This is a genomic window from Dyadobacter alkalitolerans DSM 23607 (assembly GCF_000428845.1).
GTDB lineage: Bacteria > Bacteroidota > Bacteroidia > Cytophagales > Spirosomataceae > Dyadobacter > Dyadobacter alkalitolerans.
The window spans coordinates 484,567-500,591 of record NZ_AUAS01000001.1; the positions used below are offsets into that span (position 1 = coordinate 484,567).

Below are 16,025 nucleotides of genomic sequence, written 5' to 3' on the forward strand. Positions count from 1 at the left end.
CGTGATCCACAAATTAAAGCATTTATATAAAAATTATAACTTTACTTCTCCCTCTTCCTCACCCTGCCAGTATTTTATTCTTTTGGCTTTCACGATAATCATTGCAATGCCGGGTGTATCCAGCCCATCTTCAAACCACTGGTTCAACTCCTCTACCCAATGTTCTTCCATATCCTCCCGCTCACGGCTCACCTCCGCTTTTCCTGAAACCGAGATCCAAATGTCTTTTTGCCCCTGGAACGTAAGGTTCACTTTGCTGTCCAGCTCAATGTCGCTGACCATCCGGGAGCCTTCCCATGTAAAAAAATAGGAATTACCGTCGTATTCCACTTCCCCGTTATTGCTCATCGGCCGCGAAGCCAGCATGCCATCGGTTGTGGTGGTGGTAAGCATACAAAGATCAATATCCTTCATTACTTCACTTACGTCTTTCAGCGTCTTATCTGCCATGATAGTCTGTCGTTTTTGTAATAGCAGACATTAAAATAATGCCAGGCAAAATGTCGCAAAAGAACCTAAATCTTCACCCCAAACGAAAGTCCAAAGCTGCGGAGCTCGGAAGTGAAGCTTTTGAAATTATCAATGTCCACCTGCCGCGCTCTGTAAGATTTCGTCGCCGCATTGATTGTGTCCGGAACATTCGCAAATGCATCAAACATCACGCTGTTACGCGCTCCGTAAACACCGGAATTAGTCCATTTTAACTGCGTCGCCGGGCTGATCTGCCAGTCCAGGACAAGGGAGGGAATGTAAATGTCGGGGTTAAAGTAATTTCTCGAACGCGTCGATTGCCGCGGATCGGCAGCGAACATGGCGTCGGTGAGCGGGCCGGGGATCTGGTAAACGTAAGAAGAGCGTCCCAGTTCTGCCTTAATGCGCAAAGATTTGTTGAATTCATATGCCAAACTGATAAACTGCGATTCCGCATCTGATTTGGCATTTTTTCTATATCCATTGGACTGTCGTTTCTGGTAATAAGCCGAGTAAACCAACTTACCAATTTTGCCGCCAATGGCATTATAGGAGCTGAACAGCCCGAACGAACCTACCGAATTAATGCTTTCGAAAGAAAATGCTCTGGTCGTATCCGGCCCTTTGGTCACATAATTGATCATCCCACCGAACTGCGCACCATATTGCAGCGACCCGGTGCCCCTTACCAGCTCAATGCGCTCAATGGATTCCATAGCCGGGCTGTAATGGCTGGCAGGATAACCGTACATATCAGAGTTGGTAATGACGCCGTTTTGGCGAATGTTGTATTCCCAGGAACGGTGCGGATCGAGGCCGCGTGTGGAAATATTGATCTGGTTGCCGCTGCCATCCATGTCGTAGACGAACACGCCCGGGATTCTGGCGAAAATCTGCCTGCCCGTTTTCTCAGTGATATTGCCATTCACCCCGCCCAACTGGATTACTTCACTCTTCTTTCCCGCATGGATGTAAGTGTTCTGCACATCAGGCAGGCGCTCGGTATAGATGATATTTTTTCGTTCTTCAATGGTAACCTCATTCAGGTCCAGGACTTTATCGGCATCCAGTTTTTTGTTTTGATTTTCCTGCGCAAATGCGGCTCCTTTAAAAATTCCCGACAGCACACCCAGCGTAATCAGCGTAGATTTAATGTTCATTATTCCAATATTAATTCAAACTTCAATAGTGCTGTGTATCAGGGTGGAAGGTGCGCCAGCTATGCCAGAATTCCTGGTAAGCATTGATCCGTTTCAAGTCTTCACCTTCTCCCGAAACACGTTTTCCCAAGAGGTTGTAAGCATTATTCTGAGCGTATAAAGTGTCATTTTTAATCTCGAATTCCTGCCCCAATTCCTTTTCAAAAGCAAAAAAGCTCTTGTTATCCTCCGCAATCACAACCGCCACCGGCGTAACTCCCACGCGGTCATTGATCACCCTGTGTTTTAACAGTTTATGCCAGTCGTAAGCTTTGCTATACTTGCCCGCCTGCACGCCTACCACCCACGACTTATCCTTCCAGGCCGTTGTATCTGTTTTGGTGAGTGCCGATCTCCCTTTGCCGGATTCGTAACGACTCATGGAATCGTATTTGGCCTGGTAAGCTGGATCGGGCTGCATGATCTGGCTGCTGGGATGCAGTTTGAGCCATTGCGAAACGGTTGTTTGCGTGGTAGGAAGTTCGGGCAGCATTTGTCCTTTGAGCGGTCCGGCAATGGCTTCACCGTTTGCCTGCCGCCACCAGCTTCCCGTGCGCTCGTCTTCAAACATGGCATTGAAATGATCCATTCCTACCAGCCTGAACGCATCCGGCTTCCCTTCTACAATGGGCTCAAAAACCCTTCCTGTGCGGCAAACCGTGCAATACGTGACGATCACAGGTTTTCCACCGAGCACGTCCCGCACCTGGTGATGATAACCGATGAACTGAATGGGATATGCTTTGGCCTCGCCATTAATTTCCACGCCGATAACCAGGCGGTCGTCCTGCACCTTGTTTTGGGAAGCATTGTGTAAAATCACCTGCGAGGGCTGGTAAAACATGGTGTCGGCGGCCATTTCGTAGTTGGTGCCATAAGTCACCGCGCCCGCCACCATAAGCAGGATAACAGTGATCCATTTCCTTTTTCCCATTAATGCCGTGGTGCAGCCCGCGATGATCATCAGCCAGAACACGATCCGGAACGCCCAGCGCCAGGTGTGAAGAAAATAGGCGATGTCGATGCTGTTCATCTGCTGGCTTCCGGGCATGGGCATGATGAAATACACCTTTGCGATTTCATATAGGATAATGCCGATAATGCCCAGGTAGAGTAATTTTTTCATTGATATAAATGCTGTTTATCAAAAGATTGAAATTAATAAAAAGAAAAAAAGAAACGGATTCGCCATATGGCAAATCCGTTTGCCTAATTATTAACCTATGATAATATTTTTATTACTTGCTTCTGGCAGTAACAATGAGCGCAACCAGGAAAGGGACCGTGAACACAAGCAATGCATTCCCGAAACCACCCAGAACCGCCACCAGCGAGCCGATAAAGAACACCGCCGTGGCCGTAAAAAACCGCCCTACATTAAAGCAAAAGCCCGTTGCCGTTCCCCGGATCGAAACCGGGAACAGCTCAGGAATATAACTTGACAACGCGCCCTGGCTGATCCCGAAACAGAAAGCCAGCACGGCCGTTTCTACATATATAATGTTTGAAAATGTGCTGTTGGTAAGGAACAAAATGCAGCACATGAGCAGGCAAGTGCCGAAAGTGAACATTAATGTGGCCTTTTTACCAAATTTATTGATCAGCATTCCGGAAAAAATACCACCTGTGATGCCGCCTGCACCCAGTAAAATCATCACCAACCCCCGCTCCCTCTGGCCATCCTGACCGGCTGTTAGCAACGTCTGTACCCAGGTAGGCAGCCAGGAAAAAATCCCCCAAAGCCCTATAAGCACAGAACCGAAAATTAGTGAGCCCGAAAGCAGGTTAGCCCGGTTGTTTTTGTTGAAAAGCCCTTCCGGTTGATCGACATGCGTCCGGGTTGAGCGCCATTTATCTGATTCGGGCAGTAAAAAAAGAACGAGTACTGATACGATAACAGGGATAAAACCTACGCCAAATGCACTTCTCCAATCGGAAAAAATGAGATTGAGACTGCCGGTTGTCACAATGCCAACCGGGAAGAAAACGGCCAGGATCCCGAGCATGACCGCCCTGTTTTTGTCCTGCCAGATCTCCGAAATATAAACCGTTGTGAGCAGCAACACCCCGCCTATGTCCATCCCCGTAAAGAACCGCAAGGCCAGCAAACTATACCAATCCGGGACAATGGTGACCAGGCAAGTGGAAATTCCATAAAGGCCGATGACCAATGTCAATGATCTGACACGCCCGATGCGGTCGCTAACGAAACCAAACAGCAGACCGCCGACCATCCAGCCGTAAAGGAATATGGCATTCACATAAGCGCCGATCTCACCCAGCTCGGCTTGCGAAACGGCCTGCCCTTTCAGCTCCGGAATTGCCACCGGCAGGTAAACCGACATTAAGGTGGAAACTGTCCCGCTCAGCATGTAACTCACTCCGCACAAGCCAAATGCGAGCCATTTTGAGCCTGTGTTTTTTTCTTCCAGATTGATCACTTCCAGTGTTTCCATGTTCATAGCAGCCGCTGTTATCTGAAAAGCTGATCAAAATTGAGACTCACATAATACAATCCGCCTACCGCCGGGGAGCCGTATGCCTGTACAATGTATTGGTTTGTCAGATTCGCCGCGCCCAGTTTCACGATCGTTTTCAGGCTCGGAATGCGATAGCTTATCTGCGCGTCCAGGAGGTTGTAGCTTTTCACTTTTCCAGGCGCATTTTCTGTGAATGTGCCATACCAGTCGAAGCTGCTCTGCCAGTGCCACGCCACATTGAAGCCTATTTTCTCGGTCAGCTTTGAATTGCCGAAAATGAGGTTGGTTTTCCATTCAGGCGTGTTGAAAGCCGGAATGTTGTTTTGGTCCGCATCGCCAATGTTGAAATCGATCCAGGTTGTGTTTGCGCCGATCTTGTAGTTTTTGGGAAGTGGATAAGTCAGTCCGGCACTTACGCCCTGGATGGAAACTTTGTCAGCCGCATTGGTGTAAAGTTGGAAAAGCTGTCTGTCCGCTCCAAGCAATTCGGCAGCAGCCGCAGGGTTCACCTTCCCATCCGGCAAAAGGATATCCGATTTCGCTCTCGCCACCACCGTATTGATCATAAAATCAGTGTACTGGCTGTAATAGTAATTGACGTCAAACAAAAGCTTTTTGGCAAGAATCCCTTTATAACCAATCTCATAGCTTTTCACTTTTTCGGATTTGATGTAAGGAACATTGGATTTCACCAGTTTGTCTTTGTTGTTGGCAACCGCCTGTGGAAATGGTGTTCCTTTCGCCATATCCGCTCCGAATGCGCTTGCAAATGCGCCAAAAGAAGCGATGGTCACCGAGTTTTCGTAGGCATTGAGTCCGGCAGAGTTCACCGGCGCACCACCCAGAATGATGATCGGGCCTACATTGAGCTTAATGTATTGATCGCCAATGGTAGGGTTGCGGAAGCCGGTTTGGTAAGAAACCCGGAAATGGTGGTTTTCATTTGGAGAAATCACCGCCGAAGCGCGCGGTGTAAAACGACCGTCAAAGTTTTCATTCTTGTCGTAACGGCCCGAAACGGTCAGCTTTAAAACATCTTTCCAGAACGACTTCGAAGCTTGCGCAAAAACGCCGTATTCCTCATTGGTGAGGTTTTTGTCTTTATCATCAAACAGCGTCCCGCCCGTATTCAGGTAATATTTGCGGTAATTGCCGCCTACCTGGAAGTTGATAAATTTCAATGCTGAACTGAAATCATACATGCCTTCCACATGACGCAGGCTGCATTCGCTGAGAATTCCGGCTCCGGACAGTCCGCGTGTCTGAATCAGACGGTCTTTGGCCGATTCATATTCACTGGATCCCGGCAGAATGCGGCCCTGATCCGCAAAAGCACGGGCTAGTGAATGATCTTTGCTTCCTACCGAAGCAATGGCGCCATTGTAAGCAGCTGTATATCTTTCAAACCAGGTTGCATCCGCTTTGTCGGGCGAAACTGTATTTCCAGCCAGATCCTTCACCCAGGTCCTGTTGATGTGCTGACCCAGCGCGCGGGTGTTGTAAGAGTTCGTCGAACGCTCCTGATTGGAGTAAGCGCGCACGTAAAAGTTGCTACTTCTTAACTCTAATCGATGTTGAATGAATTTGAAATCGTTGATAACGAAGCGGTTACTACCCGTATATTGAGCCGTTCCCTGATTGAAATTTCCCTGATAAATGGCTTCCAGCTTGTCCGTAATGCGGTAATGCAATGCGCCGAGCAGTTTCAGGCTGTAAACGCCGTAAGTCGCAAGATCCTTTTCTTCATAACCTGTTCGCGAAACGCGGCCGATGCTTGGAATGGTTTGTGCTACTTCGTCGCCGTAAATGTTCAGTGCGTTTCTGCCAGGATTATCCCGGCCGCGGCTTGCTGCGGGTGTGTTGGGGTCAATGTCGGTGTAATCGTTTGCATACCAGTCGGTTCCTTTGAGATAACTTGCAGCGGCTTTGAAGGCGAACTTGTTGTTAAATGCTTTGGCATAACGCACCGCCAGATCATACATGGGTTTTGCGCCGAGGCCGGTTCCGTCGCCAATGTGGTTGACGCCAAATTTTGTCTGTGCGCTCAGTCCCTGATATTCATATGGATTTTTGGTGCGTGTATTGAGCATGCCGTTAAAAGCGATCGGGCCATACAACGCGGATGCCGCGCCTGGAATTAGCTCTGCGCTTTCCACATCGATGTCATGCGGGCCAAAAAGATTTCCCATCGCAAAACCAAGTCCGGAAGGCTGGTTATCAACGCCATCCACCAGTTGCAAGAAACGGCTGTTACCCGTTGAGTTGAATCCACGTGTATTAATCTGCTTGTAAGTAAGGCTGCTGGTGACCATATCCAGCGATTTCATATTGACCAGCCCGTCAAAATAATTTGCAGAAGGTGTTTGCTGCACCGCGCGGGAGTCCATTTTTTCAATGCTCACCGGCGAACGTAAAATGCTCTCTTCCACCCGTGAGGCCGAAACCACAACCTGGTTAAGCTCTTCCGCAGCCGGAACAAGATTCACATGAATAGCCTGGGCAGAAGCAACTTCCACTTCCTGACGCGCATATCCGATCAGCGAAATCAGCAGCGTGGCAGGAACATTGGTTTTTAATTCAAAATAACCCTCTGCATTGGTGATCGCCCCCGTATTTTTTCCCTTAACCGACACAGAAACGCCTGAAAGTGGCTTTTGGGTGTCGTTATCCGTAATGTGCCCGGAAAGCTGTGTGGATTGCGCCTTTACATTTTGCATGACCAAAACGCAGACGATTGAAAACATTAATAGTAGAGTTCTTTTCATAGAGGAGTTGAATTTATGAGGGTTGTTGTTTCAAATCATCGTAACCATTGGCCAGCCGGTTATAACCGTGGTCAACCAGACGTTGGCCGAGGCCTTGATAGAATTCAGGATTGGAGGGCGCAATGGTGGCCATTCCGTCTACATAGCGGTTGTACAGGCAAAACAGGGCGGCAATGAGAACTGTGTCGTGAATTTCAATGTCGGTTGCGCCATTCGTTTTCGCTTCTGCGATGGCTTCTTTGGTAACCGCTTTACCCAGCACCTGAACTTGTTTAGCGACTTTCAGTAATGCTTTCATTTTGTCGCTAACCGGCGCAGCGTCAATGTCCTGTTTCATGATTTCGCAGGTTTCGGTATTGCCGATCAGCAGATCAGCGGCGGCAGTGTGTGCAGCAGTGCAAAACTTGCATGCATTGTTGTGTGAAACGATGGTCGCGATCAGCTCCCTTTCTCCGGGTGTTAATGTGGATTCACCACGCAAAAGGAATTGCGTTAGCGCACGGATCGGCGCGGCGGTTTGCTTATTGTATTCGAGCAGACCTGTTATTCCCGGCAAATGTTCCGGCAATGGTATATGTGGCATTGCTATTGAGTGAAAATGGTTTTGGATAAATTATTCAGCTGTTTGCTCAACAGAAGGAACGTAACCCTTGAAGGCCATACGTTGTCCCATAGCGCGGTAATCTTCGTTTTCCTGAGGCGCCCATGTGCCTAGTCCATCCACGTAGCGGTTGAACATGCAGAATGACGCTGCGATCAAAACCGTGTCATGGATTTCGCGGTCAATGGCGCCTTCGGCACGGGCTGCAGCAACGTCTTCTTCGGAAACTTCCTTACCGCTTTTCTGCACTTTGGCAGCGATTTGGAGCAGCGCGCGCAGCTTGGGCGTGACCGGAATTTCCTGAAAACCATTGCGGATATCGGCGATCTGGTCCAGATCACACGACAAATGCGCCATCGCAGCCGAAGCGTGCGACATGTGGCAGAACCGGCAGTCGTTCAGATGCGAAACGTAAGCGGCAATGAGTTCGCGTTCGCCGCTGGTAAGAGGGGATTCGCCCCGTAACAAGGTGTCCGCCAGCCACCGAAGTGAAGAAGCCGTTTCGGGACGGAAATTGAACAGGCCAACGATCCCCGGAAGCGATTCGTCGGGCAATGTGATATGCGCCATTTTTAAGAAAATCTGTTGTTAGTAAAAGATTTCTTCTCCTGGTTCAATGGACCCAAAACAGCATATAGGCGCTGATTTCGGTTCAAAGCCGACATCTGCATTTCTGATGAAATGCCGTCAAAAAGGAGATAATGAAATGATAGTACTAAGCCAGATCGGGTGGCGGCGAGGGAATGGTAAATTCTCTTTCTGAAAAATGAAGTTGCACCGAAGAAACGGCAACTTCGCGGGCGGGTGCCCATTCAAGCAGATAAAACACATGTTTCCGATCCTGGGACATGTATTCTTTTACAAAATTTTTGAGGATGGTCGAATGTGAATCCTTCTGTGGATTAGAAGCATTGCCAGTTACCTGATCATTGATTTTGGTCGCCAGGCCACTGAAACGCTCACGCGCTCCCTGGTCGTATTCGCATTGCACATACAGCGTGTCGTTGATCAGCTGGCGGCTTTTCATCTGGTAATAACGTCCTTCATGCAAAATCTGGCCTTCCACTTGTTCCGGAGCGTCCCAATTGGTCTGGTATGGAACCGCAACAGGCACTTTAATAACAATGTCCTGTGAATGATCCGACTGCTGAATCAGGTCTTTTCCGCGCTCGCTGATGGTATGCGTTTCTTCCGACAGGTAAACTATCGAATAGCCTACCATGTTGTAAAGCAGCAGCCCTAAAAGCAGTATGGATAAAATCCTGCGCAATGTTGTAATATTAAAATTCAGTGGGAATATGCAAATGTATAAAAAGCAATACGAATAGCAAAGAATACTGAAAATCAGTAAGTGGCCCTTCCTCCCGAGAGATCGAATGTGAAGCCGGTTGTGAAACTGTTTTCCGCCGACACAATGAATGCGGCCATATTAGCGGCTTCTTCGAGCGTTCCGCAACGGCGCATGGGGATTTTGTCGGTCATGTATTGCACTTGCGTGTCGGGCATAGCTTCTACGAGCGGCGTTCTTATCACTGCCGGGGCTAACGCATTGATGGTGACTCCGGTTTCCGCATATTCTTTCCCCTGCACTTTGGTCATGCCTATGACTGCTGCCTTGGAGGCCGAATAAGCGAGCATTCCTGCATTTCCCTCTTTTCCTGCAATGGATGCAATGTGTAAAATGCGGCCATAACCATTAGCGAGCATATGGGGCAAAACTGCTTTTGAAGTATTAAAACTGCCCATGAAATTGATTTCAAAAACCTTTCTCATGTTCTCCGGATCCACCTCATGGCTTTTTATATTTGTAGCACCGGTAATGCCCGCGCAGTTGATCAGTATATCAATCTTGCCAAAGCGGGCAATAACCTGCTCCACACCTTTCTCAACCATTGCCGGATCGGTCACATCAACGCTCACAAATTCTTCCTTGTCCGGATTGCCAATAAATTCCTCCCGGAGGGCTTCTATATTCACATCAAAAAGACCAACATAGGCCCCTTCGTTCAATAATTTGTGAGCGATCACAAGTCCAAGGCCGGAGGCGGCGCCTGTAATGATTGCGACTTGTGCATTAAAACCGGTTTGCATGATTTTTAATAACGTTACGTAATGGTCGTTGAGCTTATCTTAAAAGCAATTCTTATATGCTTTTTAACCTAATATATTAACGTTACAGCACAATTAATGAGGTAGGTTTAAAAGATGGGAAACGTGGCGATTATCTTAAACCGGAACTACTTAGCAATATAAAAGCGGACAAAATAACTTCTTTTAAATGAAAGTTATCTGCCCGCTTTATAAGTGAAAATCCGATGTGAAATTGATTTGCTTAAACTATGTCGTTTTTACAAATCCGGCAATGCAATTGAGTTTTAAACTAATTCCCTTTCAAACTGTAAGCCTATCTGCGCCGCAGGGAAACCTAATACGGTATTAAATTCTGCAACTGCCTGATTGACTTGCCGCTGGGAGATCCCGCTATATTCTAAAACAAGTAATTTCGCTTGTTGCACCGACAATCTTTTGAGTTTCCAAAACTGCGGATGATTAATCCCGATCGGTGCACGGAAGTATTTTTCTTTCGGTTCCCTGATCAATATTTCATATTCTGTGCTGCGTTGCGGATTGTCGTGCAGGAAGTAACCTTTTACTATGACCTTGACTTCCCGTCCACTTTTAAGTTTAAAAATTTTCTCGTGTATCATGACTGGTTTTGTTTAAGAATTGTCGGAATGCGCTGATGCTGCCCTAACGATCTCACAAACTTTGTCAGACAAAACGATATTTACACACTATGATTATCAAACGGTCGATCCGTTTAGTCTGCGGTCATATTCAATGGTTTAACTTACCAAATGGCCCACAAATTGTGCCTTGTTATCCAGGATCCTGCCGCCCCGTCGAAAGCCCAGCGCACAAGCTTCACCTGCATAAAAGACGCCGGCCTGATAAGAATTTCCAGCGCCATCGGTGGGGAAATCAAGATATTCCTGATAGATCTTTGGCTGGTCATCATAATCACCCTCAACCGTTTCTAGCACTTCTCCGCCTTTTTCCAAAATAGAAACATTAGCCCCTTCGCGGCCAAAGAGCACTTTACGCACCGACTTTTTATGAGGTAATGCGTAGCGTTCGGTTTGGAGCAACAGGGGATGATACGGATAAAGGTCCCACAAGACTTTCAATATATATTTTGACTGAAACAACAATGTATAAGCAGGATTAAGAATAACCGCTTTCCGGTTTTTGACAATCTCTGTCAGCATTCCGGCGAGTTCCGGCTCATCATTTCCGATATATTCCCAGGGGACAAGCTTGAACCAGAAATCGAACCGCAGAAAATCGTTGGAATCAGGCACCATTTTAAAAATGCCTTCGCCATTGGAAAATTCAACTTCCTCGACATAGGCGAAATCCGTATCGAATCCTGCTTCCCGCGCGGCCTCGGTCAGTAAGGCGACATTGGTGTCATCTTCGGGATAACCGCGCATTGTGGAAAACAAAATAGAAGCGTCCAGGTCATTGTTTGCCTCTTTGAGATAACGGAACTGGTTAACCAGCGTTTCGTAAAGCGTGTTAAACTGCTGCGATTCATCGAGCCCGTTCATGCGCAGGTGTGCCCATTGCACAACAGCGGTCTCGGGAATGCAGGTTGCGGTGTCCGCATTAAACTCAATGAGCTTAACTGGTTCACCGTCGATTCCGCCAGCCAGGTCAAAACGGCCGTAAAGGTGTATGTGGCGGTCGTCCTGCCAGGAAAGCTGAACGAGCTCCACCAGATTCTCCGGAATGCCCATCTCCTTAAAAAGCAGGTTATCAATGGCATACTGCCCAGCTTCGATTAGCATTTCATATAACGTCCCCGCCGCTTCGTAATATTGGATTGCCTGCTCCTCGCTGACAACCACAACGTCACTGACCACATAAGGAGCCGTGTCGGCACCAAGCATCCAGTCCCAGCCTACGTTTTGCAGCGCTTTTTCCGGATGATTGGCTAGCGATTTTAATTGAATCATGTTTTTTTGAATTTAACCTCCGCTTCTGCCTGCGGAACGTCCGAAGAAACCATTTCTGCCACCCTTAGGACGGGACGTCACCATGCGCGTGCTGCGGGAAGCATTTGCTTGCTGAACAGCGCTTTGCGATTTGTTATAAACATTCGGATCGCTGTAAAAACCTCTGGCCGCACCGCCGTTCCCACGGTAATTGTTCATGTATGCATTGTTGGAGCTTCTGCCAAGCATATAACCCATTCCTCCGTATAACAGCATGGTGGACAAGCCACTATGGTGCCCCACAGATGATTGGTTATTGCGGATCTCATCATCGATCAATGCCTTGGCGGCAGTTGTGCTGAGCGAGTCGGTGTGGCCGTCGAGGTAAGTGACAATGGCCACGGACTTATCCGCATCTACGCTTTCTTCGTCGGTTATCTTAAATTCTCCGGGTTTAACCTCCTTAATGTGCGAGCGGATGCCTTTGGAATAGGTGGTTTCTTCGTAACTATAAGCTTCTTCATCTTCGCTGGAACCGCATCCCGTCATCCCGATTCCGGATGATAAAATGGTGATTGCCAAGGCGCTGCTAATGCTTATATCTTTGGCCCTTTTGAGGAAAGAGCCCTTTCGTAATTGGGTCATGTGATTGGGTTTTTAAGCTGATGATCTTAAAGATAACGCAAAAATTCTTTCATCAGGCTTTTTTTGCGATCTTTTCCAATGCTCCCACCAGCTTGTCCAGGTCACTGATTTTGGTATAAACATGAGGCGTAACCCGCACGCAATGAATGTTTTCCCAGTTGATCCCGACGGTGTGGATCTGATAATCTTTCATGAGCTTGCTATCCAGCTGCTCGGGTTTCATGCCGTCAATGCTCACGCCGGCAATGGCACAGGAATATTCAGGTTTCAGTGATGTATGGATTTTCACACCGGGAATCTGCATTGCTTTCTCGGCCCAGTATTTTTTCAGATAGTGCACCCGCTCCTGCTTTCTTTTGGAACCGATGCCTTCCTGGAAATTGATGGCTTCACCAATGGCTTGCTCTATGCAAAAACTGCGTGTCCCCAATGTTTCAAATTTGCGGATGTCTTTGCTCTTAGGCTGGCTGTTGCATAACAATGGCCATATTTTTTCGATTTGATCCTTCTTTACCCACATCATACCGCTTCCCACCGGCGCGCTCAAAAACTTGTGCAGGCTCGTTCCGAAATAATCGCAATCCAGATCAGGGATTTTATAATCCAGCAAACCAAATGTATGCGCGCCGTCCACAACCACCTCAATGCCTTTGCTATGCGCCATATCACAAATCTTTTTCACTGGCATAATCTGCCCTACCCAGTTGATAATGTGGGTTACGTGAATGATCCTGGTCCTGGGTGTAACAGCGTCGGCAAAAGCTTTCACAATCTGCTCGTCATTTTCAATAGGGAAATCAAATGACAGCTGTTTATAAACCAGTCCATCGCGCATTTCCCTTTGTTTCCAGGCCTGGATCATATTGGGATAATCCTGAATGGTGCCAATGATCTCGTCGCCCTTTTCGAGGGGTAGGCCAAAAATAATGGTGTTAAGTGCTTCCGTAGCATTCCGGTTGATGGCTATTTCTTCGGCATCGCAACCAGCCAGTTTGGCCAGACGCTGCCGAAGCGGCTCGCGGCCTTTATCCATAATCCGCCACATGTAGTAAGACGGTCCTTGCGCAGCAGCTTTGTTGTATTTTTCCAAAGCTTCCTGTACGGCAATGGGCGAAGGCGAGACGCCGCCGTTGTTGAGGATAATAATGTCGCTTTTGCTCGCCGTGTAAGCATCCTGGATTACCGACCAGTAATCTTCATTGTCTGCACTGTTATCGCTCCAAAGCTTCTCGGCTTCACTGAATCTTTCTGCGTGCAATTCATTATAAAGACTGTTCAGGCCGAAGGCACCAAAGCCGATGGCCGCGCTCTTTCGGAAAAAGGACCGGCGGTTGTTCATAAAAAATGGTTTATAGGAATAGTAATCGAGTGAGCTACAATTTATTAATTAATAGCATCAATCCCAATCATTCCGGAACGTAACCATCCTTTACGGTTGACATCAGCAACCATTCATAGGTGTTCACAGGAAGCGGCATGGCGTATTCGTCCAGTTGCAGATACATCAGGTGCAGGTGCGTTGGCGAACGTTTTTGATAAGCGTTATAGCCGGAGCGGCCCATTTCGGCAATTTTATCACCAGCATTCACCCATTGTCCGGGCTGAACTTCGATTATATTGTTGTGCGCGTAGTAGAAAAGGCCGTCCAGGCATGGATCGTAAATCCATATCCAGTTCCCGCCACGGAATTCACTGTTGTATTTCCAGCCTGTTTCCGTTGCCAGAACGATTCCGGAAGTAAATGCCATCACGTCAACGGGTTGCCATGTTCTGTCGTCCAGATTGTCCTGGTCCTTATCCCTTACAAAAAGGTCATGTGCAGGATGGCTTCCGCGCACATTGTTATCAAAAAGGTCGAAACCTTCACCGCGGTAACCTCTTCCGCGGCCTCCTATGGATTCGCGGGGCGTATAGCCTTTAATCGGATAAGCAAAATAAGACGAATCAATGACGCGGCAGGTGTCCCTTTTGAACTCACTTCTGATCTGCTGCATGATGGTGCGGAAAGCAAGCCGCCCGGAGTCGGGGGAAATTACATTGTCCCGGATATCCAGCTGGAGCTGGTTGAATGTGGCGCAATATTCATTTAACTTTTCCGAAGGTTTATCCTCATTGACCCAGCCGCAAATGCTGAGAATCAGGACTATTCCGGCGATTCTTTTTATCGTCATCAACAATGCATTTACCATCAACCCTTTATCTCTCACCTATCCGTTTAATTGAAGAACGTTCTACGAGTTTTTCTGAACTTAATATCTTACAAATGTATTTCTAATACATTAAAAAGACACAATCCCAGGCTTTAATCCACGAACACTAAATTTACTTAACAATGCAAAACCGTCGTTTTGGGCGTAGTGGCTGGCAGATCAGCGAAATAGGTTACGGAATGTGGGGACTTGCAGGCTGGACGGGCTCCGACCGTAAGGAAACAGATGACTCTCTTAATCTGGCAGTTGAATCAGGCGTTAACTTCTTTGACACGGCCTGGGGCTATGGTGAAGGCCTCAGCGAGCGCATTCTCGGCGACCTGATCCGCCGTTACCCGGACCGCAAATTATATGCGGCCACCAAAATCCCACCAAAAAACCGTCAATGGCCATCCAAAGCGGACTCTTCGTTACAGGAAGTTTTCCCTGCCGATTACATTATCGAATACACAGAAAAAAGCCTTAAAAACCTGGGCACGGAGCGCATTGACCTGCTTCAATTCCATGTGTGGGAAGACAGCTGGGCGCAGGAAGATGAGTGGAAAGAAGCCATTCAAAAACTGACGCAGGAAGGAAAGGTGGAGCGCTGGGGCATCAGCGTGAACCGCTGGGAGCCGGATAATGTGCTCAAAACGCTTGAAACCGGCTTAATAGACGCCGTTCAGGTCATTTATAATATTTTTGACCAGGCACCGGAAGACAATCTTTTCCCGCTCTGCAAAAAACTGGATATCGGCGTCATTGCACGTGTTCCGTTTGATGAAGGAACATTAACGGGCACATTTACCAAAGAAACAACTTTCCCTGCCGACGACTGGCGCTCGACTTACTTTGTGCCGGAAAACCTGAATTCCAGTGTAGACCACGCCGAGGCGCTGAAAGCCGACATTCCGGAAGGAATGACGATGCCGGAGCTTGCATTACGGTTCATATTGAACAATCCGGATGTGCATACCACCATCCCGGGCATGCGCAAACTGCCGCACGTGAGATCCAATGTTTCAGCCAGTGATGGTAAACTGCTGGATCCGAAGCTCGCAGAAAAACTGAAAGTACACCGCTGGGACCGCTCTCCAACCCAATGGTCACAATAGCAAAAAAAGGCGTTTCCAGAATTGGAAACGCCTTTTTTTAATTATTTATAGAGACCGCTATCCACAGACATCTTGCCCGGACCGGTCAGAAACAATGTGACATATACAATCAGGAACGTCAATGCGTGTTCCTTGTCGGCCAGTGGATCCGGGCCATGAACAATGAACGAAACCACGATCATGGTGATGATCAACGGAACAAGTGCCGCCCTGGTAAAAAGTCCGAGAATCACCAGAATGGAGCAAACAAACTCAGCGCCAATCGTCAGGTAAAGAGACAATTCTTCTCCGATCCCGATCGGATCAGCAAACGAATGATTGCCTGCTAAAAGGTTCTGCAGCTTTGCATAACCATGCGTGAGCATGAGCAACGAAATCCCGACCCGTAAAATCAGCACGCCCCAATCGGCTGACGCAGGAAGCTTGATTGGTTTCAAAAATTTTTTCAGCATAATCGTTTTTATAGGTTATCCATAGCCGGTGAAAACCATTTCATCCGGTGTAATCTCCCTAACCCTGAAAAACGTATAGTTAGTTTCAATATTTTTTTCAGGCGATCAAA

General features: G+C 47.7%; 16 protein-coding genes. 1 reads left to right on the top strand and 15 read right to left on the bottom strand.

Annotated elements, in window-relative coordinates; translation table 11 throughout:
• Positions 1-33 precede the first annotated feature (33 nt).
• The 14 genes from G395_RS0102205 to G395_RS0102270 form a co-directional block, all read right to left on the bottom strand.
• Complete coding sequence (locus tag G395_RS0102205; RefSeq protein WP_026628566.1) at positions 34-450, bottom strand: pyridoxamine 5'-phosphate oxidase family protein; 417 nt, start codon at positions 448-450, stop codon at positions 34-36.
• Positions 451-515: 65 nt separating this feature from the next.
• The gene (locus G395_RS28395; RefSeq protein WP_310588839.1) at positions 516-1,631 is read right to left on the bottom strand and encodes a TonB-dependent receptor plug domain-containing protein; all 1,116 of its coding nucleotides are present in this window, start codon (positions 1,629-1,631) and stop codon (positions 516-518) included.
• Between the two features lie 22 nt (positions 1,632-1,653).
• Complete coding sequence (locus tag G395_RS0102215) at positions 1,654-2,796, bottom strand: DUF3179 domain-containing (seleno)protein (protein WP_026628567.1); 1,143 nt, start codon at positions 2,794-2,796, stop codon at positions 1,654-1,656.
• A 112-nt stretch (positions 2,797-2,908) separates the two neighbouring features.
• The gene (locus tag G395_RS0102220; RefSeq protein WP_229203914.1) at positions 2,909-4,132 is read right to left on the bottom strand and encodes an MFS transporter; all 1,224 of its coding nucleotides are present in this window, start codon (positions 4,130-4,132) and stop codon (positions 2,909-2,911) included.
• An 11-nt stretch (positions 4,133-4,143) separates the two neighbouring features.
• The gene (locus G395_RS0102225; RefSeq protein ID WP_026628569.1) at positions 4,144-6,915 is read right to left on the bottom strand and encodes a TonB-dependent receptor; all 2,772 of its coding nucleotides are present in this window, start codon (positions 6,913-6,915) and stop codon (positions 4,144-4,146) included.
• Positions 6,916-6,928: 13 nt separating this feature from the next.
• Complete coding sequence (locus G395_RS0102230; RefSeq protein WP_026628570.1) at positions 6,929-7,498, bottom strand: carboxymuconolactone decarboxylase family protein; 570 nt, start codon at positions 7,496-7,498, stop codon at positions 6,929-6,931.
• Positions 7,499-7,528: 30 nt separating this feature from the next.
• Entirely contained in the window at positions 7,529-8,086 is a 558-nt protein-coding gene (locus tag G395_RS0102235) for a carboxymuconolactone decarboxylase family protein (protein ID WP_026628571.1), read from the bottom strand.
• Between the two features lie 145 nt (positions 8,087-8,231).
• The gene (locus G395_RS0102240) at positions 8,232-8,786 is read right to left on the bottom strand and encodes a hypothetical protein (RefSeq protein WP_026628572.1); all 555 of its coding nucleotides are present in this window, start codon (positions 8,784-8,786) and stop codon (positions 8,232-8,234) included.
• A gap of 74 nt (positions 8,787-8,860) precedes the next feature.
• On the bottom strand, positions 8,861-9,607 hold the full coding sequence (locus tag G395_RS0102245) for an SDR family NAD(P)-dependent oxidoreductase (protein WP_026628573.1): 747 nt from the start codon (positions 9,605-9,607) through the stop codon (positions 8,861-8,863).
• A gap of 284 nt (positions 9,608-9,891) precedes the next feature.
• Complete coding sequence (locus G395_RS0102250) at positions 9,892-10,224, bottom strand: hypothetical protein (protein ID WP_026628574.1); 333 nt, start codon at positions 10,222-10,224, stop codon at positions 9,892-9,894.
• A gap of 138 nt (positions 10,225-10,362) precedes the next feature.
• The gene (locus G395_RS0102255) at positions 10,363-11,535 is read right to left on the bottom strand and encodes a glutathionylspermidine synthase family protein (RefSeq protein WP_026628575.1); all 1,173 of its coding nucleotides are present in this window, start codon (positions 11,533-11,535) and stop codon (positions 10,363-10,365) included.
• A gap of 12 nt (positions 11,536-11,547) precedes the next feature.
• On the bottom strand, positions 11,548-12,159 hold the full coding sequence (locus G395_RS0102260; RefSeq protein ID WP_026628576.1) for a Cj0371 family chemotaxis-regulating polar lipoprotein: 612 nt from the start codon (positions 12,157-12,159) through the stop codon (positions 11,548-11,550).
• Positions 12,160-12,211: 52 nt separating this feature from the next.
• Entirely contained in the window at positions 12,212-13,498 is a 1,287-nt protein-coding gene (locus tag G395_RS0102265; RefSeq protein ID WP_026628577.1) for an aminotransferase class V-fold PLP-dependent enzyme, read from the bottom strand.
• A 67-nt stretch (positions 13,499-13,565) separates the two neighbouring features.
• Positions 13,566-14,330, bottom strand: coding sequence for a M23 family metallopeptidase (locus G395_RS0102270; RefSeq protein WP_026628578.1), 765 nt, complete (start codon positions 14,328-14,330; stop codon positions 13,566-13,568).
• A 161-nt stretch (positions 14,331-14,491) separates the two neighbouring features.
• Between G395_RS0102270 and G395_RS0102275 the strand changes: the two genes are divergently transcribed.
• Positions 14,492-15,463, top strand: coding sequence for an aldo/keto reductase (locus G395_RS0102275; protein ID WP_026628579.1), 972 nt, complete (start codon positions 14,492-14,494; stop codon positions 15,461-15,463).
• A gap of 41 nt (positions 15,464-15,504) precedes the next feature.
• Here the strand turns inward: G395_RS0102275 and G395_RS0102280 are convergent, their stop codons facing one another.
• Positions 15,505-15,915 carry a DoxX family protein gene (locus G395_RS0102280; protein WP_026628580.1) on the bottom strand — a complete coding sequence of 137 codons (411 nt, stop codon included), beginning with the start codon at positions 15,913-15,915 and terminating at the stop codon, positions 15,505-15,507.
• Positions 15,916-16,025 lie beyond the last annotated feature (110 nt).